25 protein-coding genes are annotated in these 24,650 nt (G+C 63.1%); 9 read left to right on the forward strand and 16 right to left on the reverse strand.

The annotated features are described in order from the left end of the window. Positions 1-128: 128 nt before the first annotated feature. From M1E17_RS13870 to M1E17_RS13895, 6 genes are all read left to right on the forward strand, one after another. Positions 129-1,193, forward strand: a complete 1,065-nt coding sequence (locus tag M1E17_RS13870) for a PDDEXK nuclease domain-containing protein (RefSeq protein ID WP_457967752.1) — start codon at positions 129-131, stop codon at positions 1,191-1,193. A gap of 157 nt (positions 1,194-1,350) precedes the next feature. Next, on the forward strand, positions 1,351-1,965 hold the full coding sequence (locus tag M1E17_RS13875) for a hypothetical protein (RefSeq protein WP_457962604.1): 615 nt from the start codon (positions 1,351-1,353) through the stop codon (positions 1,963-1,965). A gap of 270 nt (positions 1,966-2,235) precedes the next feature. Beyond that, entirely contained in the window at positions 2,236-2,691 is a 456-nt protein-coding gene (locus M1E17_RS13880; RefSeq protein ID WP_457962605.1) for a VOC family protein, read from the forward strand. A 156-nt stretch (positions 2,692-2,847) separates the two neighbouring features. Beyond that, entirely contained in the window at positions 2,848-3,540 is a 693-nt protein-coding gene (locus tag M1E17_RS13885) for an MSMEG_4193 family putative phosphomutase (protein ID WP_457962606.1), read from the forward strand. Positions 3,541-3,564: 24 nt separating this feature from the next. After that, positions 3,565-4,119 (forward strand): DUF3090 domain-containing protein, encoded by a 555-nt coding sequence (locus tag M1E17_RS13890; protein WP_457962607.1) that lies wholly within the window; start codon positions 3,565-3,567, stop codon positions 4,117-4,119. Next, entirely contained in the window at positions 4,119-4,886 is a 768-nt protein-coding gene (locus M1E17_RS13895) for an SCO1664 family protein (RefSeq protein WP_457962608.1), read from the forward strand. Before M1E17_RS13890 ends, M1E17_RS13895 begins: the two co-directional genes overlap by 1 nt. A 233-nt stretch (positions 4,887-5,119) precedes the next feature. On the opposite strand, the gene nrdF is transcribed toward M1E17_RS13895, so the two are convergent. The 6 genes from nrdF to M1E17_RS13925 all read right to left on the reverse strand — a co-directional run bounded on the left by nrdF (position 5,120) and on the right by M1E17_RS13925 (position 11,646). Continuing rightward, entirely contained in the window at positions 5,120-6,094 is a 975-nt protein-coding gene (gene nrdF / locus M1E17_RS13900) for a class 1b ribonucleoside-diphosphate reductase subunit beta (RefSeq protein WP_267275341.1), read from the reverse strand. 91 nt (positions 6,095-6,185) lie between these two features. Next, on the reverse strand, positions 6,186-8,306 hold the full coding sequence (nrdE, locus tag M1E17_RS13905) for a class 1b ribonucleoside-diphosphate reductase subunit alpha (protein WP_457967754.1): 2,121 nt from the start codon (positions 8,304-8,306) through the stop codon (positions 6,186-6,188). 71 nt (positions 8,307-8,377) lie between these two features. Continuing rightward, positions 8,378-8,938: a class Ib ribonucleoside-diphosphate reductase assembly flavoprotein NrdI gene (gene nrdI, locus M1E17_RS13910; protein WP_457962609.1), complete on the reverse strand. Its 561-nt coding sequence runs from the start codon at positions 8,936-8,938 to the stop codon at positions 8,378-8,380. 53 nt (positions 8,939-8,991) lie between these two features. Beyond that, positions 8,992-9,237 (reverse strand): glutaredoxin-like protein NrdH, encoded by a 246-nt coding sequence (gene nrdH, locus M1E17_RS13915; RefSeq protein ID WP_457962610.1) that lies wholly within the window; start codon positions 9,235-9,237, stop codon positions 8,992-8,994. Between the two features lie 365 nt (positions 9,238-9,602). After that, entirely contained in the window at positions 9,603-11,354 is a 1,752-nt protein-coding gene (locus M1E17_RS13920) for a BTAD domain-containing putative transcriptional regulator (RefSeq protein ID WP_457962611.1), read from the reverse strand. 16 nt (positions 11,355-11,370) lie between these two features. Next, complete coding sequence (locus M1E17_RS13925) at positions 11,371-11,646, reverse strand: hypothetical protein (protein WP_457962612.1); 276 nt, start codon at positions 11,644-11,646, stop codon at positions 11,371-11,373. Positions 11,647-11,866: 220 nt separating this feature from the next. Here M1E17_RS13925 and M1E17_RS13930 point away from each other — a divergent pair, with 220 nt between their 5' ends. Together M1E17_RS13930 and M1E17_RS13935 are read left to right on the forward strand one after the other, a co-directional pair. Further along, positions 11,867-12,784, forward strand: a complete 918-nt coding sequence (locus M1E17_RS13930; protein ID WP_457962613.1) for a LysR family transcriptional regulator — start codon at positions 11,867-11,869, stop codon at positions 12,782-12,784. A gap of 46 nt (positions 12,785-12,830) precedes the next feature. Next, positions 12,831-13,337 carry a DUF2004 domain-containing protein gene (locus M1E17_RS13935; protein WP_267275345.1) on the forward strand — a complete coding sequence of 169 codons (507 nt, stop codon included), beginning with the start codon at positions 12,831-12,833 and terminating at the stop codon, positions 13,335-13,337. 89 nt (positions 13,338-13,426) lie between these two features. On the opposite strand, the gene metE is transcribed toward M1E17_RS13935, so the two are convergent. The 8 genes from metE to M1E17_RS13975 form a co-directional block, all read right to left on the reverse strand. Continuing rightward, complete coding sequence (gene metE, locus M1E17_RS13940) at positions 13,427-15,769, reverse strand: 5-methyltetrahydropteroyltriglutamate--homocysteine S-methyltransferase (RefSeq protein WP_457962614.1); 2,343 nt, start codon at positions 15,767-15,769, stop codon at positions 13,427-13,429. Between the two features lie 115 nt (positions 15,770-15,884). Beyond that, positions 15,885-16,853 (reverse strand): methylenetetrahydrofolate reductase, encoded by a 969-nt coding sequence (locus tag M1E17_RS13945; RefSeq protein WP_457962615.1) that lies wholly within the window; start codon positions 16,851-16,853, stop codon positions 15,885-15,887. Between the two features lie 340 nt (positions 16,854-17,193). Beyond that, positions 17,194-18,009, reverse strand: a complete 816-nt coding sequence (locus tag M1E17_RS13950; RefSeq protein ID WP_457962616.1) for a hypothetical protein — start codon at positions 18,007-18,009, stop codon at positions 17,194-17,196. Beyond that, positions 18,006-19,115: a VWA domain-containing protein gene (locus tag M1E17_RS13955; protein ID WP_457962617.1), complete on the reverse strand. Its 1,110-nt coding sequence runs from the start codon at positions 19,113-19,115 to the stop codon at positions 18,006-18,008. Before M1E17_RS13955 ends, M1E17_RS13950 begins: the two co-directional genes overlap by 4 nt. Further along, positions 19,112-20,140: a vWA domain-containing protein gene (locus M1E17_RS13960; protein WP_457967756.1), complete on the reverse strand. Its 1,029-nt coding sequence runs from the start codon at positions 20,138-20,140 to the stop codon at positions 19,112-19,114. The genes M1E17_RS13955 and M1E17_RS13960 overlap by 4 nt, the downstream gene beginning before the upstream one ends. After that, complete coding sequence (locus M1E17_RS13965) at positions 20,140-20,610, reverse strand: hypothetical protein (protein WP_457962618.1); 471 nt, start codon at positions 20,608-20,610, stop codon at positions 20,140-20,142. Before M1E17_RS13965 ends, M1E17_RS13960 begins: the two co-directional genes overlap by 1 nt. Further along, positions 20,600-21,484 carry a DUF58 domain-containing protein gene (locus M1E17_RS13970; RefSeq protein WP_457962619.1) on the reverse strand — a complete coding sequence of 295 codons (885 nt, stop codon included), beginning with the start codon at positions 21,482-21,484 and terminating at the stop codon, positions 20,600-20,602. Before M1E17_RS13970 ends, M1E17_RS13965 begins: the two co-directional genes overlap by 11 nt. Before the next feature lie 6 nt (positions 21,485-21,490). Further along, a complete protein-coding gene (locus M1E17_RS13975; protein WP_457962621.1) occupies positions 21,491-22,498 on the reverse strand; it encodes an AAA family ATPase in 1,008 nt (335 codons plus the stop codon). Positions 22,499-22,653: 155 nt separating this feature from the next. Here M1E17_RS13975 and M1E17_RS13980 point away from each other — a divergent pair, with 155 nt between their 5' ends. Beyond that, positions 22,654-22,857 (forward strand): hypothetical protein, encoded by a 204-nt coding sequence (locus M1E17_RS13980; RefSeq protein ID WP_457962623.1) that lies wholly within the window; start codon positions 22,654-22,656, stop codon positions 22,855-22,857. 33 nt (positions 22,858-22,890) lie between these two features. Here M1E17_RS13980 and M1E17_RS13985 read toward each other — a convergent pair whose 3' ends face one another. Beyond that, complete coding sequence (locus M1E17_RS13985) at positions 22,891-23,772, reverse strand: carbohydrate ABC transporter permease (RefSeq protein WP_457962624.1); 882 nt, start codon at positions 23,770-23,772, stop codon at positions 22,891-22,893. Then, on the reverse strand, positions 23,769-24,647 hold the full coding sequence (locus M1E17_RS13990) for a carbohydrate ABC transporter permease (RefSeq protein WP_457962625.1): 879 nt from the start codon (positions 24,645-24,647) through the stop codon (positions 23,769-23,771). The genes M1E17_RS13985 and M1E17_RS13990 overlap by 4 nt, the downstream gene beginning before the upstream one ends. Positions 24,648-24,650 lie beyond the last annotated feature (3 nt).

The raw sequence follows: 24,650 nt of genomic DNA on the forward strand, positions 1-24,650 counted from the left end.
ACAAGCCAATTCCATCATTACTGTCTGTGCCCGCCGATACCTTGGCCCGTGGAATATCCACGCCGAAAGGAACCCACCCGCCGATGTCTTCCCCTGCGTCTTTCGAATCAACGCCAGCGGCTTCCGGAATGCCGGACTGGTACCCGGAGTTATTGCAGTCCGTTGCCCAGGAGATCAGCTCAGGCCGATACCGGGCAGTTTCGGCGGCCAACCAGGAGCTCGTGCACTCGTACTGGTCCGTTGGACGCGAGCTGCTGGAGCGTGAATCGAAAGAAGGCTGGGGTTCGAAGGTTGTCACCCGGCTGTCCGCGGACCTTCGGGCCAGGTTTCCTGACGCCCGCGGCTTCTCTCCCCGGAATCTTCGCTATATGAAGGCCTTTGCCAGCGCATGGCCGGACATCGCAATGTTGCAGATGGCGTCTGCAACATTGCCCTGGAGCCACCATGTGATGCTGCTGGAGAAGCTGGCCGTGCCTGAGGAAAGGCTCTGGTACATGGCCTGCGCCATAGAGGAAGGGTGGTCCCACAGCTTTCTGGGTCAGCAAATCGAAACGCGGCTGTATGAACGTTCCGGCAAGGCCATTACCAACTTTAAGTCAACGTTGCCGCCGTCGGACTCTCATCTGGCCCAGCAGTCGTTCAAGGACCCATACGTCTTTGACTTCGTCTCCATGACGGGCAACCGAAACGAACGCGAATTCGAGGGCCGACTTATTCTGCATGTGGAGAAATTCCTGCTGGAACTGGGCCAAGGCTTCGCGTTCGTGGGCCGGCAAGTGCGGCTGACCATTGGCGCCGACGAATTCTTCGCTGACCTGCTGTTCTACAACTTCAAGCTGCGTTGCTTCGTGGTGATCGAACTCAAAGCCACCGCATTCAAGCCCGAGTATCTGGGTCAGGTCAACATGTATATGTCGGCCGTTGATGATCTACTTGCACACGCCCAGGACCAGCCGACCATCGGGCTTTTGCTCTGCAAAACCAAGAACAATGTGGTGGCAGAGTATTCCCTGCGCGGCTTCTCCAAGCCCATTGGTATTGCCGAGTGGGAGTCCGAGATCGTGCGGGCTTTGTCTGAGGAGTTCACCGCAACACTGCCCAGCATCAGCGAACTTGAAGCGGAACTTTCGCAACAGCTATTGGGCGACGGCGGCTCCACGGTGGTCGCCCTGGGGGATGGAGCCCCAGCGTGAATCGACAACATAGGTCAGTCAGTAAGATCCGGTGCTCTGGAATGAACTCTCCCGTCATCGGAGTGTTCGCCAGGGCCATCTGAGGAACCACTTGTAGGCCTGCTCTTCAGACGATCCAGCCACTATGCTCGACGCTGAGGGACAATATTGGGGGACTATGCGAAGTGGAATCATCAGTGCGGCCGGTTTGATGTCGGCCGCGGCTATCCTCAGCGGGTGCTCAGGGCCGGTCGACGAGATGGGCTTTCAAGATGCTACGGCTGCGGAATCAAGCCTCTCGGCCCCCGCTGCTGCTGGCCCGGAGTCAAAGGCATACGCGGTAGCACCTGATGTGGATCCCTCTGCGGCCGAAGCCTGCGCTGCACTTAACGTGGGTCCCGAGGTTTATGCCGCTATCGGAAAATCCACCCTCAGCGCTGAAAGCACGACAAAGGACGTGGTCAAAGGCGTCGTCTGCTCCTTCGCCACGGTTGACCACTCCATGAGCACCCCGAACTCTCTCACAGTTGGTATGCGGAAAAACACGCGCAATTTATATAAGAAAATTGCTCCTGACTCCATCCCCGGCTGGACCAGGCGAGACATTCCCGGACTTGGCGACACGGCAAGGTTCTATGAATTCGGTCCTACCGCTGAGGACGCGAACCACATGCTGCACGTCCTCGAAGACAACCGGATAGTCGCTCTTACGGCAGTGTTCACCACCGCTCCCGACAGCGCCGACCTCTCGGCATCCCGCTATACGGCCATCGTCAAGAAAATCCTCGGCTAAACACTCCAGAAACTCCCGGTCCTCATCTTCGGTGTTAAAACCTTTGCCGATCACGTCAGTAGAACCCGAACCCGAGAAGAAGCCATGGATAAACCTGCAGCTTCCCCGAAACGCGCGCCGGCCGACCGGCCACTGCTGGTTGCGGACCGTCCCTGGGCAAATCCGCCCTCTGTGGACCGTGTGTCTCATCACAAGCATGTTCCGGCCACCTCTGAAAAGTTGGCTGCAACAACTTCCGATCGGAGTGATGTTAGGGCTTACGGTACAAGCATGACTACTGATACCCCTAAGGCCACCGTCCGCCAACTCCGCCTCGTCGTGGAGGCCCAGGACTATGAAGAGGCCCTGATCTTCTATCGCGATGTACTGGGCCTCCCCGAGCAGGAAGCCTATGAAGGAGAGGGCGACGCGCGGGTCACAATACTTGATGCCGGGCGTGCCACCCTTGAGCTGTCCAACCCGGCCCAGGTAAAACTCATCGACCGGGTGGAAGCTGATGGCCAGCCCAGTGCCAGGCTCCGGGTGGCCTTCGAAGTGGAGGACACAGCGGCTGTAACAACTGAGCTTGTGGAAGCGGGAGCTGAATTAATCGCCACGCCGCGGGAAACCCCGTGGCGGTCGTTGAACTCCCGGCTTTCGGCGCCGGCCGGCCTTCAGGTGACGCTGTTCCAGGAACTCGAACCGGCCACCGACCGTGTCCACAACCCAGGCTTCAAAAACCCCTGAGCCGCTTTCGCCCTCACCTCACCCTCTGGGGTTCCAAAGTCTTTCAGTATTGCTTGGTTGGGCCAACTCGTTGATACACCGATAGTGGTGACGTGGGCGGCAACTTTCCAAAGGGGTGGGTAAACACCCCGTCGAGCGGATGGTTAGGCTAGGTGGATGGCGACAGTTCTTCTCGTGCGGCACGGACGCACCACAGCCAATGCCACTGGACTGCTGGCCGGTCGAGCCGCCGGTGTCAGTCTGGACGAGATCGGGCGCGAGCAGGCGGCTTTGACCGGAGAGCGGGTCGCGGCAGTTCCCCTAGTTGGGGTGGTATCGAGCCCTCTGGAGCGTTGTCAGCAGACCGCCCAGATCATCGTCGATCGCCAGGCTGGAACTCCGTATGCGCCGTTGGAACCCGATCTTACCGAGTGCGATTACGGCCAGTGGCAGGGCCGCACGCTCAGTGACCTCGCAACCGAACATCTGTGGTCGGCTGTGCAATCGCAGCCGTCCGCCGTCATCTTTCCCGGCGGTGAATCCATGGCTGCCATGCAGGCCCGGGCGGTAGCAGCCATTCGACGCCATGATGCAGCCTTCGAAGCCGAGTACGGGCCAGGAGCCGTATGGATGGCGGTGAGTCACGGTGACGTCATCAAATCGATCATCGCCGACGCGCTAGGCATGCACCTCGACCTGTTCCAGCGCATTAACGTGGGCCCTGCCTCCGTATCGATCGTGCGCTACAGCGCCAGTCGGCCAAGCGTCTACGCGACCAACACCGACGCCGGGGATCTGTCCTGGCTGTCGAACGCCATCCACTCCGGCGATGCGCCGGTGGGCGGCGGTGCAGGGCAACAGGCACCGTGAAGCGGCCGGGCCTAAAATGCTCTTATGCCTACACGTGTTCATGAATTTGCCTGGCCTGATCGGGTCGTCGTTGGAACCATCGGCGTTCCGGGGTCGCGTACGTTCTACCTGCAGGTGCGGGCAGGGACCCAGATCGTAAGTATTGCCATGGAGAAGCAGCAGTCGGCTCTGCTCGCAGATAAAATCGACGAAATTCTCGACCGGCTTCTCAGCGTCGAGGGAAACCCTCACAGCGTTCCCACAAGCACTCCCATCGAACTCGTCGACAATGACCAGCTCGAGGCGGTGGAGGAGCAGTTTCGAACCGGGACCATGACCTTACGTTGGGACCCGACGACGGCTCAGGTCGTCATCGAGGCCTACCCGATCGCCGAAGTCGACGCTGATAACGACGACGAATCGCTTGATGAGGATGACGCTGATGTGCCCGAAATGCTGCTGGTGCGGATGCCGGTTGGCACCGCCCGCGCATTTGCTAAGCGCACGCGTGAGGTTGTGGGCGCTGGGCGTCCCGCGTGCCCGCTCTGCGGTTACCCGGTGGACCCAGACGGACACGTCTGCACCCTTCCCGAGGTCTGATGCCGGCGCCCGACCTGCTGACTGCCGAGCTGACGCTCACCGGACGCATCACGACGGCGTCGAACGCCACCTTCCTGGGCAGCATCGGCGACACGACGGTCGTCTATAAGCCCATAGCTGGGGAAAAACCGCTTTGGGACTTTCCCGACGGCTTCCTTGCACACCGTGAGGTTGCCGCCTACCTGGTCTCGGAGGTTCTTGGCTGGAACGTGGTGCCACGCACCTGGCTGCGCGATGGTCCGTTCGGCATGGGAATGGTGCAGCTCTGGCAGGAGACAGACCCCGACCAGAACGCGGTGGACCTCATTGCGTCGGACGACGTACCGGAGACCGGTTGGAAACACGTCCTCGAGGGTCAGGATGAGAACGGACGGATGGTCGCCCTCATACACGAGGACTCTACGGCGCTCAGACGCATGGCGGTGTTCGACGTCGTCGTGAACAACGCCGACCGCAAAGGCGACCACATCCTTGCCATGACGGACGGACACCGGCACGGCGTTGACCATGGGCTTACCTTTCACCGCGACCACAAGCTGCGCACGGTGCTGTGGGGGTGGCTGGGAGACGTTCTGACCGTCGAGGAACTTGAGGGGCTCGACCGTGTCAGCGAAGGACTGGAGGGTGAGCTGGGCCGAAACCTGGCGGACCTGCTCAGCGCCGAAGAAATTGCGTCGGTCGCCGCACGCTGCGCCCGGTTGCGTTTGGCGGGTCGGTTCCCGGCTCCCAGCGGTGAAATGTCGGCGGTGCCCTGGCCGCTGTTCTGAGGAATTACGGCAAGGTGGTCTTTCACAGACCGGTTTCTTAGCACAATTCGATTTGTTACTAAAAAGGCCTATTTATCGGAAGACAGCCAGGACCTAGGACCCTGCGAAATCTACGCCCGCATTCAACCGGCGGGGGCAACCCGGACTGCGGAACGCAGGACTTTAACAGCTCAGCCCCTCCACGTTCATGCGCGGAAGGGCTGAGCCTAAAGAAGGAGAGGGGAAGGACGGACCTAGAAGTCCCAGTCCTCGTCTTCAGTGTTGACGGCCTTGCCGATCACGTATGAAGAACCGGACCCGGAGAAGAAGTCGTGGTTCTCGTCGGCGTTCGGGGACAGCGCTGAGAGGATGGCCGGGTTCACGTCGGTCACCGATGCCGGGAACATGGCCTCGTAGCCCAGGTTCATCAGCGCCTTGTTGGCGTTGTAGTGCAGGAACTTCTTGACGTCCTCGGCCAGGCCAACGGAGTCGTAGAGGTCATGCGTGTACTGGACTTCGTTCTCGTACAGCTCGAAGAGCAGCTCGAACGTGTAGTCCTTGATCTCCTGCTTGCGCTCCTCAGACAGGCCTTCGAGGCCCTTCTGGAACTTGTAGCCGATGTAGTAGCCGTGCACAGCCTCATCGCGGATGATCAGGCGGATCAGGTCAGCCGTGTTCGTCAGCTTGGCACGTGAGGACCAGTACATGGGCAGGTAGAAGCCCGAGTAGAACAGGAAGGACTCCAGCAGGGTGGAGGCCACCTTGCGCTTCAGGGGGTCATCGCCCTGGTAGTAGTCCATGACGATCTGGGCCTTCTTCTGAAGGTTCTCGTTCTCGGTGGACCAGCGGAACGCCTCGTCGATCTCCTTGGTGGAAGCCAGCGTGGAGAAGATGGAGGAGTAGCTCTTGGCGTGTACGGACTCCATGAACGCGATGTTCGTGTAGACGGCTTCCTCGTGCGGGGTAAGCGCATCGGGGATCAAAGAGACAGCGCCGACGGTGCCCTGGATGGTGTCCAGCAGTGTCAGGCCAGTGAACACACGCATGGTGAGCTGCTGCTCAGCCGGGGTCAGCGTGTTCCACGACTGGACGTCGTTGGACAGCGGCACCTTCTCCGGCAGCCAGAAGTTGTTGACCAGGCGGTTCCAGACGTCCACATCTTTGTCGTCCTGGATGCGGTTCCAGTTGATTGCTTCGACATGCGTCAGCAGCTTGACCTTCTCGGTCATGTCATCCCCTAAACGTTGGGTTGTTCTTTGAAGTTAAGCGTACGACGGCGGGCGGGCACCCGCCGTCGTATTGGCACAATTTAGTTGAAGATTAAAGCATGCAGCTGACGCAGCCCTCCACCTCAGTTCCCTCCAGCGCGAGCTGGCGGAGACGGATGTAGTAGATGGTCTTGATGCCCTTGCGCCAGGCGTAGATCTGGGCCTTGTTGATGTCACGGGTAGTGGCGGTGTCCTTGAAGAACAGCGTCAGGGACAGGCCCTGGTCCACGTGCTGGGTGGCAGCGGCGTAGGTGTCAATGACCTTCTCGTAGCCGATCTCATACGCGTCCTGGTAGTACTCCAGGTTGTCGTTGGTGAGGTACGGCGCCGGGTAGTAGACACGGCCCAGCTTGCCTTCCTTGCGGATCTCGATCTTGGATGCCACCGGGTGGATCGAGGAGGTGGAGTTGTTGATGTAGGAGATCGAACCGGTCGGCGGGACAGCCTGCAGGTTCTGGTTGTAGATGCCGTGCTCCATGACGGAAGCCTTCAGCTCGCGCCAATCATCCTGGGTGGGGATGTGGATGTTCTTGAACAGCTCCGCGACCTTCTCGGTCTGCGGCACCCACTCCTGCTCCGTGTACTTGTCGAAGAACTCGCCCGACGCGTACTTGGACTTCTCAAAGCCGCCGAAGGTCTGCCCGGTCTGGATGGCCAGCTTATTGGAGGCGCGGATGGCGTGGTAAACCACCGAGTAGAAGTAGATGTTGGTGAAGTCCAGGCCTTCTTCGGACCCGTAGTGCACCCGCTCACGTGCAAGGTAACCGTGCAGGTTCATCTGGCCCAGGCCGATGGCGCGGCTCTGGTCGTTGCCCTTGGCGATGGACGGCACCGAGGTGATGTTTGACATGTCCGAGACGGCAGAGAGGGACCGGATGGCCGTCTCGATCGTCAGGCCGAAGTCAGGCGAGTCCATGGTCTTGGCGATGTTCAGCGAGCCAAGGTTGCAGGAGATGTCCTTGCCGGTCTCTGCGTACGACAGGTCATCGTTGTACGTGGTGGGCTGGGAAACCTGGAGGATTTCTGAGCACAGGTTGGACATGATGATCTTGCCGTCGATCGGGTTGGCCCGGTTTACGGTGTCCTCGAACATGATGTACGGGTAGCCGGATTCGAACTGGATCTCGGCGAGGGTCTGGAAGAACTCACGCGCCTTGATCTTGGTCTTCTTGATCCGGGAATCGTCCACCATCTCGTAGTACTTCTCGGTGACCGAAACGTCGGAGAAAGGCATGCCGTAGACGCGCTCGACGTCATACGGCGAGAACAGGTACATGTCCTCGTCCTTCTTGGCCAGCTCGAACGTGATGTCCGGGATCACAACGCCCAGTGAGAGGGTCTTGATCCGGATCTTCTCGTCGGCGTTCTCCCGCTTGGTGTCCAGGAAGCGGTAGATGTCCGGGTGGTGCGCGTGCAGGTACACGGCACCGGCGCCCTGGCGGGCACCAAGCTGGTTGGCGTAGGAGAAGCTGTCCTCGAGGAGCTTCATCACGGGGATAACGCCGGAGGACTGGTTCTCGATCTGCTTGATCGGAGCGCCCACCTCGCGGATATTGGTCAGCGCGAACGCCACGCCGCCGCCGCGCTTTGACAGCTGCAGGGCGGAGTTGATGGAACGCCCGATCGACTCCATGTTGTCTTCGATGCGCAGCAGGAAGCAGGAGACCAGCTCGCCGCGCTGCTTCTTGCCGGCGTTCAAGAAGGTGGGCGTGGCCGGCTGGAAGCGGCCTTCGATGATCTCGTCCACCATCTGCAGGGCAAGCTGCTCGTCACCGCGGGCCAGGTGCAGGGCCACCATGCAGACGCGGTCCTCGTAGCGCTCCAGGAAACGCTTGCCGTCGAAAGTCTTCAAGGTATAGGACGTGTAGAACTTGAACGCGCCCAGGAAGGTCTCGAAACGGAACTTCTTCTTGTAGGCACGGTTGTAAAGCTCACGGATGAAGTTCATCGTGTACTGGTCGAGGGTCTCGCGCTCGTAGTACTGGTTCTTCACCAGGTAGTCGAGCTTCTCCTCCAGGTCATGGAAGAACACGGTGTTGTTGTTCACGTGCTGCAGGAAGTACTGGTGCGCAGCTTCGCGGTCAGCCTCAAACTGGATCTCGCCGTTAGGGCCATACAGGTTGAGCATCGCGTTCAGCTCGTGATAGCCCAGGCCCTTGTAGGCGGCAGGCATCTCGGGCTTCTCGACGACGGCGCCCAGCTTTTTTTCGGCCCCGGCGCGGGTGCCCTGGCCTTCGGCCCTGGTTACTTCTGTGTCTGAGACAGTCGTGTCCAAAACTTATCCAATCCTTGGTTGACCCGGGTAACGTCTTCCGGCGTTCCCATGAGTTCAAATCGATAGAGGGGCGGGACCTGGCATTTGGCGGCGATGATGTCCGCAGCCATGCAGTAGTTGTCCCCGAAATTTGTGTTGCCGGCACCGATGACGCCGCGGATCAGTTCCCTGTTCTGCGGGTTGTTCAGGAAGCGGATGACCTGTTTGGGCACCGACCCTTCTCCCCCTGTACCGCCGTAGGTGGGCACCACCAGGACAAATGGCCTGGTGGCGAGGAGGGGCGCGTCCTTGGAATGGAGCGGGATCCGGGCCGAGTCCCGGCCAAGCTTTGCAACAAAGCGGCTGGTGTTCTCGGACGTAGAGGAGAAATAGATGAGCTGGCTCTGCGTTGTGACGGGCTGGTGTGAACCGCCCTGCAGGACTTTGCCCTCGCGGTGCGCCGGGTCAATGTGCGGTGCAGAGCCTGTACGGTTTGCCGGGCCGGCGTGCCTCTCCTTGACGGAGGCCCCGGCTGTTGCCAGTGCTGCCATGGGAGTCACCTCAGCTGCAGGAAGTTGCCGGACGGCAGGAAATAGAAGGCGTCCTAGGCCACGGAGGGAACAGCAGACAGTGCCAGTTCCTCGATCTTGTCCGGGCGGAAGCCTGACCAGTGGTCCTGGTCGGTGACGACAACAGGGGCCTGCATGTAGCCCAAAGCCTTCAGGCGCTCCAAAGCATCGGCGTCCTGTGAGATGTCAACGCTCTGGTAGTTGATGCCCTTTTTGTCCAGCGCACGGTAGGTTGCGTTGCACTGAACACAAGCCGGCTTTGTGTAAACCGTTACGGTCATGGTCCCTGTCCCCTTTATCGAATCTTCGCTCTTCGTAGGCGGGCCGTTCCGAACGATTTCCGTGTCCGATACTGCCCTGCCTGCATGCCGCCTGCGCGGCCGGTCTTCAGTTTGATGTCTGCGCTAATGTTCCGCTCAACCTGTATCTAGATACTACATGTAGTGCAGGCGCCTCTTTGGAACCCCAAGATGATGTATTACAAGTATGTCATTTAATGCACCGTTAATCCACAGGCAAGGTCCTTCAAAATGTCCGGGATTCAGCGGATTCTCAGGACGAAATCCACACCCTGTGGAGTACTTAGCCACAATTAACGCCCAGCGTGTCGCCTCGCAGACGGCGTGTCGCGCCTAGCGACGGACCACTACATATTGGGGGTTCCCGTTCTTGAACCCTTGGCTCCGGAGAGCGACGCCACCAACCCGACGGCACGTTCCAGGAGGTCATCCATGCTTCCCCTTGCAGCTCCCGCCACCGCCTGCCGCGCCACGGACTCCGCACGGACCGTGTCTCCGTATTCCAAAGCGGCCTGGGCCTCCGCCAGCAGGATTTCAACCTGCATCCAGGCGTACGAATCTGTCACACGGCCGCAGAGGAGTCCTGCGTTCTTCATCCATTCCAGCGCCGCGTCGGCTTTCCCTTCTGCCAAGTGCGTGAGGCCTATAGTCTTTGCAGCCAGGCCCTCCCAACAAGGGTCCTGCAGCTGACGGGCGAGCGCGAATGTCGCTTCCGCCTGCTCGCGCACCGCAACCGGAGGTTCTCCGCCGGCAAGGCGGATGTGGCCCAGCCAGGCTTCAGGCCAGGGCCGGAACGCCGTCCACCTATCCTTCCTGGCCACGTCGCAGGATTGATGTGCCCACTCGCCTGCCTCATCCAGGCGCCCCAGGATGAAAAGGCTGCGTGCTCCAAGGCCCAGGTTCCATGATTCACGCCGGACGGCGTTGGCGCTCCGGCTCAGCTCCACGGCTTCACCAAACCGCTCCGCTCCAGCTTCAAGCCGGCCCCAATCGCTGAGGTTCATGGCTTCAAATCCCGCTATTGCCGCCGTAAGGGACGGATTTCCGGTGGCCAGGCCACGGGCAGTTTCGAGGTAGTGGGCAGCGCTGGCACGGCGCCCGGCCAGCACGTCCACATAAGCAAGTTCCGACAACGCTTTGGCTGTGATTAACTCCGCTCCGGCTGCAGTGGCCAGGCCGGCGGCCTCTGTAAGGATGACAGCGCCTTCGTCGTCATATCCACGAATCGAATGCACGAGCGCCGTACCGAGCTCTGTCAGGCAACGGCTCAGCAGTTCCTTGTCGCCGGAGGTCTCCGCAGCGGCGGATGCCCCGCGGAGGCACTCGATTCCGGCGTCGGCGGCCCCTGCGGATACGGCTGCGAGACCAGCCTCGCACAGGGACTCGGCGGTGGCCCGCGCGGACACACCGGGTACGGGTGAAGCGACGGCGGGCCTTGCGGCTGCGCGGATGGCCGGCGTGGCCTTGACTCCAAGCTCGCCGGCGAACATCGCCTCGCTCGCCTCGGCCTGCCGGATAGCTGCTTCTGCCTTGCCGGATGAGGCCAACGCTTTGACCAGGAGAATGTGTGGACCTTCCTCAAGAGGCGCGCGCCGAATCATTGCAGAAGAGAATGCCACGGCACGGTCGAACTGCCGGCCGGCCAGAGCCCGCAGCGTGGCTTGCCGCAGTTCGTTGAGTACCTCGCTGTCCACCCTCTGGCGCTCGACAAGGAGCCAGGAGTCGAAACCCGGAGATCCCCTGACGTCTATCCCTTCCAGGAAGTGCCCTTCCGGAATGTCCCCTTGCGCAATACTCCGCTGGAGGTCGTGTACGTCGGCCATCATCTCCGCTGCAGGACCCAGTGACACAGGGTTGCCCCTGAAGGCGTTGGGAAATCCCGTCTTGCGCCGCAGCTCAGCCAGCGACCACCGCAGCGCCCCCATGGGATCATCGGCGTCAGCGAACAGTTCGTCCACCAGAAGCTGGCGGGAAACTGGCTGCGGCGACCGGACCAGCCTGCCCAGCACAGCCCAGGTCTTTTGACCCCTGGGCCCGGGAATCGGCTGGCCATCACGGTCCAGGCTCAATCTGCCGATCAGCCGAAGGCGCAGCACCATTTCAATGTAGCAACGCTCAGGCAGCCAGCACCAGTGCTGACGGAGCCACCAGCTGCGCGGCAAGTTGGGCTTGCGCAGGCGCCGGAAGTTCGCGCAGCAATAGTCCATGGACCAGGCCGAACGCCCGCAGCCGCGCTACTTCCGGACCGGCCCAATCAACCAGCGCAGCGGCAGCGCCGGGGCTGAGAGTACCGGCTGCCGACGCCATTGCCTCAAGTGTCCGTGCGGCGGCATATGTTCCTTCCGCCACAACACGATCGGCGGTGTGATTCAGAATCTCATTCAGTTCCATGATGACCCTCCTGTTGGTGTCCGTAACTTGAGTCTCCGCCACCGCCATGTGAGTCCTGATGTGATCAATCGAGGGTCTCGGCCCATCGCAGTCACACGGTTCTTCACACGCCCCGGCAAGCCGCATTTGCTCAATGACACCCGTTCCTGTGCCAGAATGAAGCGGCCGTTCAGGCCTGTCATACCCCCGGCGCTCTTCCGGCCTGATCAGAAAGACTGCAGTGGTAAATCCCGTACATCTGAAGACACTCCTCGAGGTCACCCGGCTGGGCTCCTTCGCGGCGGCCGCCGTCCGGCTGGGCTACACCGCGTCCGCCGTGTCCCAGCAGATGACCGCCCTGGAAAGAGATACGGGAGTGGTCCTCTTCCAGCGCTCCGCCCGGAGCGTTGTACCCACGGAGGCGGCCGTGGTGATGAGCCGGCACGCAGCCAAGGTACTGACAGACATCGAGGCCCTGATGGCTGCGGCGTCCAAAGCCCAAGACGCCACCCGCCAGGAACTCCGGCTGGGCATCTTTCCCAGCCTGGCCACGTACGTCCTCCCCCGGATCCTCAAGAACCCCGCGTGGAAGGAACTCGGCATCGACCTCAGGGTTTCCGTGGCGGAACCGGCCCAGACCATCCAGGGGCTCCGGACCGGCGGGGAACTGGACGTGGCGCTGGTGTTCCAGGTGGGCCAGTCCGGACTGGCCTGGCCGCACACCATCAACCGGCAGTGGATCGGCGACGACAATTTCCGGGTGGTTCTTCCGAAGGGCTGGGGCTTCGGCACCGACGCCAAGGTCGCGGCGGACCATTTGTCCGAGATGCCCTGGATCATGCATCACCCGGGAACCAGCGATGCCGTTGTCATCGAGCGCCTGTTCGCCAGCTGCAACCTGCATCCGCGCGTGGTGGCCTACAGTGACGACTTCCACGCCAGCCTGGAAATGGCGGCCGCCGGACTCGGTGCTGCCCTTGTCCCGGAACTCGCCCTGCTTCACCGCCCGGCCGGCGTTGTGGTGCTGGACGTCCCCGAAATCCGCCTCGCCCGCAACGTTTTCGCGCTCCTGATCAACGAAACGAAAACAGCCCGCGTCCAGCTTTTTGTTGACCTGTTGGCGGAAACTCTGGCTGGTTTGGGAACTGCAGGGAAATAATCCCGAATGCTGGAAATGCGCTGCTGTTGGGGTCTATGTTGAAGGTATGAACAGGGTAGCGAGCCAGCACTTCGGCGAGATCGAGCTCAATCACGGCCGGGATCACAATATCGCCGCCAAACATGAACTGCGCGGCCATGAGCTGGAGCTCGACCTGAACATCAACGCGCATGACCACTTCGATGAAGCGGCCATGCACAAAGTGGACTACCGTCTCCGCTACCTTCCCGAGCTCGTTGACGAGGTCCGGGAAATGATTGCGGAGGAGCTGGAGCAGGAAGGCACCAGCCCGCAGGAGTACCTTCGTTTCCACTGCAACGCCCTCAAGGATGAACACCTGAAGAAGGTCTTCGGCGTCGAGGACCGCAGCCAGCTCACCAATGCTGTGTTCCTCAAAGCGCTCAAGCTTGGGCACGTGGGCATCTTCCCCGGCCAGCCCGAACGTTATTTCGTGCTTGATTTCACGCTTGGCGCGCATTTCACCGACGAGGTCCTGGTGGCCTCCGCGGATGAAGACGGCGTGGTGGACGACGAAATTCTCTGGGAGTCCTAAAACAAACCGATATTTAAAGCCCGACGGCGGCCGGTCACCTCAAGTGACCGGCCGCCGTCGCACTTTGTTCAGTTAGTGCTACTTGGCTGCTACTGCTTTGCTGCTTGCAGCAGTTCGGCGCGAACCGTCTGGGTTGCCTTGACCAGGTTGCGCAGGGACTCTTCGGTCTCGGCGTAGCCACGGGTCTTCAGGCCGCAGTCCGGGTTGACCCAGAGCTGGCGGGACGGGACGTGCTTCACGGCAGTGCTGAGCAGCTCCGTGACTTCCTGCTCGCCCGGGACGCGCGGCGAGTGGATGTCGTAGACGCCCGGGCCAACGCCGCGGCCGAAGCCGTGGGACTCGAGGTCGTGGACAACCTCCATGCGTGAGCGTGCGGCCTCGATGGAGGTGACGTCGGCGTCCAGCCCGTCAATGGCGTCGATGATGGCGCCGAACTCCGAGTAGCACAGGTGGGTGTGGATCTGGGTGGCATCCGCGGCACCGGCGGTGGACAGGCGGAACGAGTTCACGGACCAGTCCAGGTAGGCAGCCTGATCGGCCTTGCGCAGCGGCAGGAGCTCGCGCAGGGCGGGCTCGTCCACCTGGATGACCTTAATGCCGGCGGCTTCGAGGTCTGCGATTTCGTCGCGCAGCGCCAGGCCAACCTGGTTGGCGGTCTTGCCCAGCGGCTGGTCATCACGGACGAAGGACCAGGCCAGGATGGTTACCGGACCGGTGAGCATGCCCTTCATGGGCTTGCTGGTCAGTGACTGCGCGTACTTTGCCCACTCCACAGTGATAGGGGCGCTGCGGGTCACGTCGCCCCAGAGGATGGACGGACGGGTGCAGCGTGAGCCGTAGGACTGCACCCAGCCGTGCACCGTGACGTCGAAGCCTTCAAGGTTCTCGGCGAAGTACTGGACCATGTCGTTCCGCTCGGGCTCGCCGTGCACCAGGACGTCGTAGCCCAACTCTTCCTGGAGCGCCACAACGCGCTTGATCTCGTCCTTCATGAGCTGCCCGTACTGCTCGTTGGTGAGATCGCCCTTGTTGTTGCGGGCACGGGCGGAACGGATTTCGGACGTCTGCGGGAACGAGCCGATGGTGGTGGTGGGCAGCGGCGGCAGCTGCAGCGCCTCTTCCTGGGCGGCTTCGCGGACCGAGTACTCGGAGCGGTTGAAGTCGGCCGGGGTCAGGGCTGCTGTGCGGGCACGGACGTCGGCGCGCTGGACGCCTTCGGCGGTGGCGCGGGAGGCAATGATGCGTGTGGCCTCGTCGATGGCGGGCTGGACAGCAGCCGCGTCTGTCAGGAGCCCTGCCAGGGTGGCAACTTCCACAGCCTTCTGGTCAGCGAACGCCAGCCAGCTGCGGAGCTGCTCGGACAGCTGGACCTCTTCGTCGACGTCGTGCGGGACGTGCTGGGTGGAGGTGGAGGTGCTGATGGCCAGCGTGGCCACGGACTTCTGCAGCTCGGCGATCTTGTCCGCCGATGCCAGCAGGTCGTTGCGCCAGATGTTGTGGCCATCCACTACACCTGCCACCAGGGTCTTGCCGCCCAGGGCAGCCAGCTCGGCGGCGGAAGGAACAGCACCCTTGAAGACGTCGATGTGCAGGGCGTTGATGCCGGTAGCGGCAAGGGTGCTGAACTGCTCGTTCAGCGCACCGTACGGCGTGGAAACGAACAGCTGCGGGCGGCTGGCAGCAGCGGAAAGAACCTCGTAGCTGCGGGCCACTGCGGCCTGGATGTCTGCGGCGGAGGTGTCCTGGTCAACAACCAGGGCAGGCTCGTCCAGCTGGACCCAGCTTGCACCGGCGGCAGCCAGCTTCTCCAGCAGCGCGGCGTAGACCGGCAGGACATCCTCAAGGCGGGACAGCGGGCTGAAGCCGGCGGGGGCGTCGTCGGAAGCCTTGCTCAGCAGCAGGAAGGTGACCGGGCCCACGATGTATGGGCGGGTCTCCACGCCGTTGGCCAGCGCGTACCCGAACTCTTCAACGATCCGGTTGGAGGTCAGCGCGAAGTTGGTTTCCGGGCCGATCTCCGGGACCAGGTAGTGGTAGTTGGTATCGAACCATTTGGTCATTTCCAGCGGCTGCTCGTCCTTGGTGCCGCGGGCCAGGGTGAAGTACCCGTCGATGTCCAGCTGGCCCTCTGCGTTGAGCAGGTTGCCGAAGCGTGCCGGCACCGCGCCCAGGTGGGCAACTGCGTCGAGCACCTGGTCGTAGTAGGAGAAGGTGCCCGGAACGGCGGCAGCCTCAGTCAGGCCAAGGCTCTGGAGGCGCTTGGCCGTGCCCAGCTGGATGTCCTTTGCAGCCGCGTCCAGTGCTGCGGCGTCGATCTTGCCGGCCCAATAGGCTTCGATGGCCTTCTTCAGTTCGCGGCGGCGGCCAATACGCGGGTAACCGAGGATTGATGCGGCGGGAAAAGGGGTGGCGGGAATGGTCTGTTCAGGCATGGGTGATTCCTTCAAGTGTTTGTGGAAGCTTGAATGTTTTCGCGAATGATCAAATGTCAGCTGCAGCTGGTCAGCCAGTCAGCTGGTTAGCTGGCGAGCTGGTGACGAGAGCTTGTTAGCTGGCCAGCTGGCGCCGGGCGATGGCGCTTCGGCGGCTGGCGGAGCGGGAATGGCGTGGAAGATCCAGCTTGTCCAGCACCTCCAAGCAGCTTTGGTGTTCGTTGAACGTGTACAGGTGGATTCCCTGTGCACCGGCATCGAGGGCGGCTTTCGCCAGATCCACGGTGGCCCGGACGCCGACCTTAAGCCTTTCGGCGTCGGTGTCCGCAGAAGCGAGGCGGCCAAGGAGCTCCGGTGCGGGCTCTACGCCGCTGAGTTCAGCCAGGCGGTTGACCCGACGCAGGCTGGTGAAGGGCATTACGCCCGGGATGATCGGGATGGTGACCCCGGCACGGCGGGCCCGGGTGAGGAGGTCCGCATACTGCTCAGCACGGAAGAAGACCTGGGTGATGGCGAAGTCGGCGCCTGAGCGCTGCTTGGCAAGCAACACCTCCACGTCGTGGTCCTCGGTGGGCGATTCCGGGTGGCGGGTGGGGTAGGCAGCCACACCCACGGCGATTTTGCCGGCGCACAGCAATGCTGAACGGCGCTGCTCCACCCGGCGGATGAGTTCGATCAGGTCCTGGGCGTAGCGGAGCGAGCCGATAACTGGCGGTGAGCCATCCTGCGGACGGTCGCCGCGCAGAGCCAGAATGCCGCGCACACCGGTGTCCAGCAGGTCACCGATGATCTCCGCCAGTTCCTGCGGCGTGTTGCCCACGCAGGTCAAGTGGGCCACCGGCCGGAGCGTGGTTTCCAGCAGGAGCCGGTGGATGAGTTGGACGGCGGTGTCCCGGTTTGAGCCACCGGCACCATACGTAACGGAGACGTAGTCCGGGTCCGTGGTCTCCAGTTCCCGGATGGTGTTCCAGAGGGACTCTGCCGAGGCCGGAGAGCGTGGCGGAAAGAGTTCGTAGGAGAGCGCAACAGGGGTGGTGGTGTCCGATAGATTTGGATGCGCTTCAATAAGGCTTGGGGGTGACATTTGCGTCCTTGGCTTTGGATCGTTGTTAGCCACCGGTCAGCAGATGTGACGGTAGGCCGGCAATGAATTGAGTTTGGGGAACACGGAAAAACTCCACAGGGACGCAGCCGCGACTGTTACGCCTGTCATGAAGTGTTTCCGTGAGCAAATGTCAGGCCCACATGGGGGCACCCACACCCTCCAGAACGGAGGATCGCTGACACGTTACCTCGGTAACTTGTTTAGAACTCTAGGAGCCGCGGGAAGAGCGTTCAAGTTGGCCGCCGAATTAAGACGCAGTTTTACGCTCTATTTCGAAGAAGCACAGAATATTGTTCGCCCCCGACGGCGTGAGGGCCAGCTACCATGGCCGGTCCGGTCCCGGTCCGTAATCATCGTCGCGGAGATATTCGTCCCGTTCCCTGCCGTCACTGCGCTGGCGCTGGGATTCCCGGGTGCTGTCCTTGAGCTGTTCGAGTTGGGTTTCGCTTCCCGCATCAGGCTCCGGCGGTGGCTGGCCGGCGTCCGTCCCGGGCTGTTGCGGCTGGCTGTTCCCGGCGTTCGCCTCCTCCGATTTCTGTTTAAGCCGCTGCTCTGCCTGTTCCAGCTTCTGCCCGGCCTCTGCGGCAGCGTCCCCGGCACCTTCTCCCCCAGTTTCTCCGGTCCCTGATGCGGCCGGAAAGCAGCCCTCCGGAGCAGCGTCCACTACCGCAAGTCCTTCCTCGAACAGCTTTCCTGCCGCGTTGGCATCCTCTGCCACTAGCCGGGCATCACCCAGCCGTTCAATGCTCAGCACGAGGTTGACCCGGACGACGCATTCGTCCTCGGGTGCCGCCTGGGCGAGGGCCTCTTCGAAGCCTTGACGTGCACCGGTGTAATCCCCTGCCAGGACAAGCGCGTCACCCTCGGCGAAGGGCGCCTTATGGGTTTCAAAAAAGTTGGCGGTCCGTAGTCCTGCCGCGGCTGCCGCCACTCCGGCGCCATCACGGGCGTCAAAATCGTGGGCGGCAGCACCGGCCAGGTATCCGGCACTAATGAGCTTGGCCGAAAGGCCCAGCCCCAACAGAACGGGCAATCCGGACCACAACAGGAGCCGCCGCCTGCGCCGCCGCAACTCGCCGTGGGGGCTTCCAGTCCCCAGCGGCTCGCCACCAGGGGTTCCAGTCCCAGGGATCATGTCCGGACCGCCTCAGCCGGCCGCAGTTGCCTCCACTGCCGCAGCACCAGCGCCGACTCCCTGAGCGCCAGCAGCGCCGCGAGCGCGGCAAGGGCCCAATAGAGTTCGGTCCGCCCCTCCAGGCTGCCGTCCTCCGGCGCCCGCTGCAGCGTCCCGGGATCGGCCCCCGTCATCATGGGACCGGAAGGATCGCCTGCTGAACGGTGGACGTACGGCACACCCAACTGGCCCGCAATGTCCCGCAGCCGGTCCTCATCGATGATGGACATCGCATCCTTCCTGGCGTCCCCGCTGCGGTCCTGGATGTAGGCCGATCCGCCGTCGGAGTCCTGCCCGGTGCCGCGTCCGGTGTTCTCCTTCATCCGGCCTCCTTCAGGTGTGCCGTAACCCAGCACCGCTCCCCCGTTTATCAGTCCCCCTTCCACCCTCATGGGCGCGGGGGACTTGGCGCTTGTCTGTTCGCCGTCTCCCAGGTAATAAACGATCCGTGGCCGCTGGGGGTGGCTGTCGCGGGCGGCCCGGAGCCGTTCGGTGAGGAGGGTACCGGCGACCGTGACGCTGCTGCCCTTGGCATAGTCAGTCACCTGCGGCTCCAGGACAGACACCAGGGTGTCCAGGGCGGTGGTGTCGGTGGTCAGCGGCATTTGGACCGTGGCGGTGTTGTCGAACGTGATCAGGGCGAAGCGCGCCCCGGCCAGTTCCTCGGCGATGGCCATGATGTCCTGGCGCACCCCGTCCAGCCGCGGGGCCGAATCCCCGTAGTCCTCCGCCACGATGCTGCTGGTGGTGTCCACAACAAAGAAGACGTTGACGTCCGTTGATGCCGCCCCTGCCGATCCGCCCGGGACACCGGGACGCAGGGCAGCTGCCAGGAGCAACAACACCAGGGCGCTCCTGAACAGCCAATCGCGCAGCTGGACGCGCGCCTGTTTGTCCCAGACAGCCTGTTTGTCCCGGACAGCCAGTTTGTCCCGGAGAGCCTGTTTGTCCCGGACAGCACCGGGCCGCTGCCTGCCGGCAAGGACCAGCCTCCAGCCCAGGAAGAGCAACGCCACAGCGATAACGGGTCCCAGGATCCACCACGGCAAAATCGGTTGCAGGGTCATGGCCTCAGCCTCCAGGATGCCCCGGCCAGCACCAGGCCGGACAGCAGGGCCAGCGTCAGGGGAACGTCCGGCAGGTCCGTCACCACTGCACGGGGCGCACCCTGCATCGCTGCGGCTTCCGTTTGCTGGACTGTCCGGACGATGTCCGCCACGGCTTCGGGGCTGTCCAGCGCGTGATATGAGCCGCCGCTGGCCTCCGCGGCAGCCCTGAGCTGGGCACCGGGCTGTGTGGGGTCGGTCCCGTAATCGAAGTCACCGGGGTTCAGTGCGTACACGCGGACGCCTTTCTCCCGCGCCAGCGCACCGGCCTGTTCAAGGGTGAAGATGGGCTCGCCGGACAGGAAATTGTCCGTGGCCAGCACCACCGACCGCGAGCGCTGCTGGGCCCCCTGGGAACCCCATTCAGGATCCTTGGCCGCGGTGCCATCCTCGGGCTTGCCGGCGCCGGGAAAGCTCTCGACGCAGGAGGCCAGGCCGTCCCCGATCAGCGACGAGCCGCGTCCGTTCCAGGTGCCCTCGAGGAACGTTGAGCTGCCGGATGTGCCGTCGAAGGCGTCGCGGGCCAGTTTCAGCTGCTCCTGGACGTACGCGTAGTCGTCCGTCAGCGGAAACACCTGGATGGCGCTGCTGTCAAAGATGGTCAGCCCGATCCGTTCGCCGTCAAATTCCCGCGCCAGCTCACCGAAGACGTCCACCACCGCCGCGTCTGCGCTGCTCATCGAGCCTGATGCGTCCAGGCACAGCATGATGTCGCGGTTGCGCTGCTCCGGGCGGATGGTGGTCAGTTCAACCGGCCTGGCCGCTGCTGTTACGGCCGAAACCAGCAGGGTGATGCCGGCGACGGCGGCGACAATCAGCCAGCGTCTGTGCCGCCGGAGAGCGGCCTGATACTCGGGCAGTGCCGTGAGGCGGTCAGCGTTGGCGACAGGCCGCCGTCGTGCGTTGTCCCCTGAACCGGCCCGGAAGGCCAGCCAGCCTCCGACGGCGGCAGCAGCTACCGCTATGGGGATCATCCACCAGAACATCAGTTCCACAACCGCACCGCCTCGCGGGCAGACTCGGCAGAGCGGGCAACAGGCGGCAGCGGCCCGGGCCCGAACTCCCCCGGATAGATCCGGCTGACGGCGTGGGCGGCCACGGGCAGCGGGTGCCGCTGGAGCTCCGCAAGGGTCATCCTGGGCGCGTCCACGCCCGTGACATCCCGCACGAATTTCCGTACGAGCAGGCTGAGCTCCTGGTGCGATTCCCTGGCGGTCAGCAGGCCGGCCTCGGCGTCGGCGGCCACGGCATCGATCCGCCGCAGATATGCCTCCTTGAGCCCGGCAACATCCGACGGCGGCGTGAACCGGGGCGCTACGGGCTGTTGGCGTGGTTCCCGGGTGCTGAGGAAGACCCAGGCGTACCAGCCCATAACGAGTGCCAGCAGTGCAAGACCAAGCCACATCCACACCGCGCTGTACTGGAGGGGCGGATAGAAGCCGGGGTCATCCTGCACGCCGGTGCCTCTCCAGGAGGGCGAAGAGTTCCGTCATAACCCCGTGGCTGCTGGCCACATGGCCCTCGGTAATTCCGGTCCGGCGGAACATGGCGTGCCGGCCGGCGTCGCGCTCGGCGGAGGCCCGGGCGTAGGCCGTTGCCACAGACGGGGAGTCCGCCAGGTGTCCTGCCAGCACCGATGAATCGGCCACATTGAAGGAGTCCTCCGCCGACTGGTCCGGTCCGGCGAGTTCGGCGTCGCGAATGGTGAGCCAGAGGATTTCGTGTTGTGCCCTGAGCCGGCGCAGAAGCTGCTCGGTAGCAGGGCCTGCGGCGATCTCATCCGCCACCACAAACAGCAGGAACCGGCCCTTGACGTTCCGGGCAACATACTCCAGCTGCGCCTCGATCCGGCTGGCACCGGAGTCCAGGCCGGGGCCGGAGTGGACCATGCCCAGGAGGCGTTCCAGATGGGCCTCCCCCGCCTTGTCCGGGATGGAGCGCGTGCTCTCGGCGTCACCACACACCAGACCCACCACGTCACCGTGCCGGTGCGCCAGGTAGCCAATGACTCCCAGGGCCATCACGGCAATGTCTTTCTTCGGCTCACCGTCACGGGACTCCGCGGCCATGTTCCGCCCGGTATCGGTAATCAGCAGCACGGTCTGCCGCCGGACGGCCACGTACCGCTTGATCAGCGGGGACCCGTAGCGGGCGGAGGCCTTCCAGTCGATGTCCCGTACCTCGTCCCCGGGGATGTAGGCCCGGAGGTCATCGAAATCGAGGCTGCGGCCGCGGAAAACCGAGCCGTACTCGCCGTCGAGCATGCCGCGGGCTTTCCGGTGGGCGAAGATGGCCATCTTCGCCTTCACGCGCTGAAGGAGGCTTGCCACGCCGGCTCAGGGTGTCTGGACAGAGGCGACGACGGCGTCGATGATGCTCTCCACCGGCACCTGCTCCGCCACGGCTTCGAAGCCCAGGATGAGGCGGTGCCGGAGCACGCGGTGGGCCAGGGATTTCACGTCCTCCGGGACCACGTGGTCCCGTCCGTTGAGCAGCGCCACTGCCCGCGCCGCCTGGCTGAAGGCAATGCTTGCCCGCGGGCTGGCGCCAAATTCAATGAAGCCTGCCAGCCGGCGGTCGATGTACTGCTCCGCGTTCCGGGTGACGTACACCAGGCCCACGATGTAGTTGATAATGGCCGGGTCGATGTAAATCCGCTTGACCAGGTCCTGGACCCCGGTCACGGCCTCCAGCGAGGCGGCGGCGGCCGGCTTCTGCTCGGGGGTGAAGATGCCAGCGTCAATTCGCCGGATGATCTCTGCTTCCTCCGCCGGGGAGGGGTAGTCCAACACGTCCTTGAGCATAAACCGGTCCATCTGGGCTTCCGGCAGCTGGTAGGTTCCCTCCTGCTCGATCGGGTTCTGCGTGGCCAGCACCAGGAACGGGGACGGCAGCCGGTATTCCTCGCCTCCGATCGAGGTCTGCCGCTCCTGCATGGCCTCCAGCATGGCGCTCTGGGTTTTGGCGCTGGACCGGTTGATCTCGTCGAGCAGGACGATGTTGGCGTGCACCGGCCCCAGCTGCGTGACGAAGGTGCCTTTGGCCGCGTCGTAAATCTGCGTACCAACGATGTCGCTGGGCAGCAGGTCAGGGGTGCACTGGATCCGGCGGAATTCTGCGCTGACCGCTTCGGCCACTGTCTGCGCGGCAGTGGTCTTGGCGAGCCCCGGGACGCTTTCCAGCAGGATGTGCCCGCCGGTCAGCAGGCCCACCAGCAGCGATTCCCGAAGCCGGGTCTGGCCCACCATCTTGGCCTCAAAGCTGCGGGAGATGTTGGCAACGACCTGCAGTGCGCGTGCCAGGGCCGCCGGTTCTATTCTCGCGGACAAGCTGGTTTGAAGCACTGGAAATTCCCCCTGATAAATGGCCCTGGACCGGCGTGACCGGCAGGCTTGGCCGGCCCGCATCACTCCGTCCGCCATCCTATCCAAGCCAGCTGCCGGGAAAGCGGCAATGGGCAGCCCTCCCCATTGCCGCAGGTCAGGTCTATCCTGTTGAAATGAGCGAGCTTCCAGCCAGTTACAAGAACTTCCTCAACGACAAGGACGAGATGTTCGTCCTCACGGTCAAGCCTGTTCTGCAGCAGTCAGCTGCCGACCAGCTTCATGGTGTCCGGGTCATCTACAACCCGGGGTCCACGGGCCACCAGGCCCACATTGATGAGAGCATTCCGTTTGGAGTGATCATTGAGGATATCGACTGACGCCCTGTTTTTCAGGACCTGGCCAGCGGCGGTTTAGCCCTTAACGGCGCCGGACATCGTGAACGAACTGCCGGCACCCTTTGCCACGATGACATAGAGGGCCAGCACCGGGAGTGAATACAGGATGGAGAACGCGGCCAGCTGGCCGTAGGCCACCGCTCCATGCTGTCCGAAGAAGCTGAAGATGGATACGGCCGCAGGCTGCCTCGCCTCGGACAGGAGCAGCACAAAGGGAACAAAGAAGTTCCCCCAGGCCTGGATGAACACAAAAATGAAGACGACGCCCAGCCCCTGGCGCATCAGGGGAAGGACGATGGTGCGCAATGCTGTCAGCCCTGAGGCGCCGTCAACCCAGGCTGCCTCTTCGAGGGACACGGGCACTGCGTCCATGAAGTTCTTGGTCATCCAGATGGCCATGGGCAGCGCGGTGGTGGCCAGAAAGAAGATAGTGGCCGGCATCGAGTCCAGCAGCCGCAGCTGGACGAACAACCCGTACACCGGCACCATGATGGCCGTAATCGGCAGGCAGGTCCCGAACAGGATGGTGTACATAAACGGCCTGTTGAACCTGGACTGGTAGCGGGACAGCGGATAGGCGGCCAGGACAGCTGCCACGAGGGTGACGGCCGCTGTCCCGGCAGAGAGCACAAAGCTGTTCCACAAAGGCTGGAAGAGCAGCCCTGTTGTCATGATCGCGGAAAAGTTTGCCAGGGAGAATTCTTCGGGCAGGCGGGTCTGGTGTCCGGCCCCGGGGTCCAGGGAAGCCAGCAGCAGCCACAGCAAGGGCAGGACAAAGCAGACGCCGATCAGCAACAGGGCGGCGTCGGCCGGAACCCGGGCACGCTGCTGCGCCACGGAACGGTAGCCTTGGGCGCCCTGGCGTCGGGTACGCAAGGCCCGTGCCGCCGTCGTCATGGTTTGGGATCCCGGAGAAGCCGGATATACGCCGCACCGAACACCACGCCGATGAGGATCAGCACCGAGGCAACAGCGGTTCCGTAGCCTATGTCTCCGAACTTGAAGGCCTCCTGGTATGCCAGGACGGGAAGGGTGGTGCTGGCGTTGGAGGGCCCGCCGGCTGTCATCACCCAGATCAGGGTGAAAACAGCCAGGGTCTGGAGCGTGACGAGCATCAGATTGGTGGCTATGCTCCCGCGGATCATGGGAAGGGTGACATAGGCCAGCCGCTGCCAGCCGCCTGCGCCGTCCATCACGGCCGCTTCCGTGACCTCACCTGGCACATCGTTAAGGGCGGCCCGGTACACCAGCATGGAGAACGCGGTGCCGCGCCAGACGTTAGCGAGCATAATCGCCACCATCGGGAACGAATAGAGCCAGTCCGGCTGCCCCACTCCAAGTCCGGCCAGCAGCTGGTTCAGGGTGCCGTCGCGGCTGAAATATGCATACGCCGCGAAGGCGGCCACAATCTCCGGAAGCACCCAGGCAGCCACAACGGCGGTACCGACGACGGCGGACACGAACCGGCTGGCCCGCCGCATGAGCACGGCGAGGGACAGGCCCAGGACGTTCTGGCCGAGGATGGCAGAGCCGCCCACGAACAGGACAGTCAGGCCAAGGGACAGCGGCAGGACCGGATCCGCGAACAGCCGCGCATAGTTCTCGAGTCCCACCCAGGCCGGGCTGCGGGCGTTGCGTCCTGTCAGGGCGGCGTTGGTAAAGGACGCATGGAACGCCCAAAGGATGGGGCCGGCCAGGAAGACCAGCAGCAGGAGGACCGCTGGAACCACCGGCAGGAGACGGACCCACCCCCTGCTGCGGAGAACCTGCACCGG

It is taken from the genome of Arthrobacter sp. D1-29, assembly GCF_054130585.1.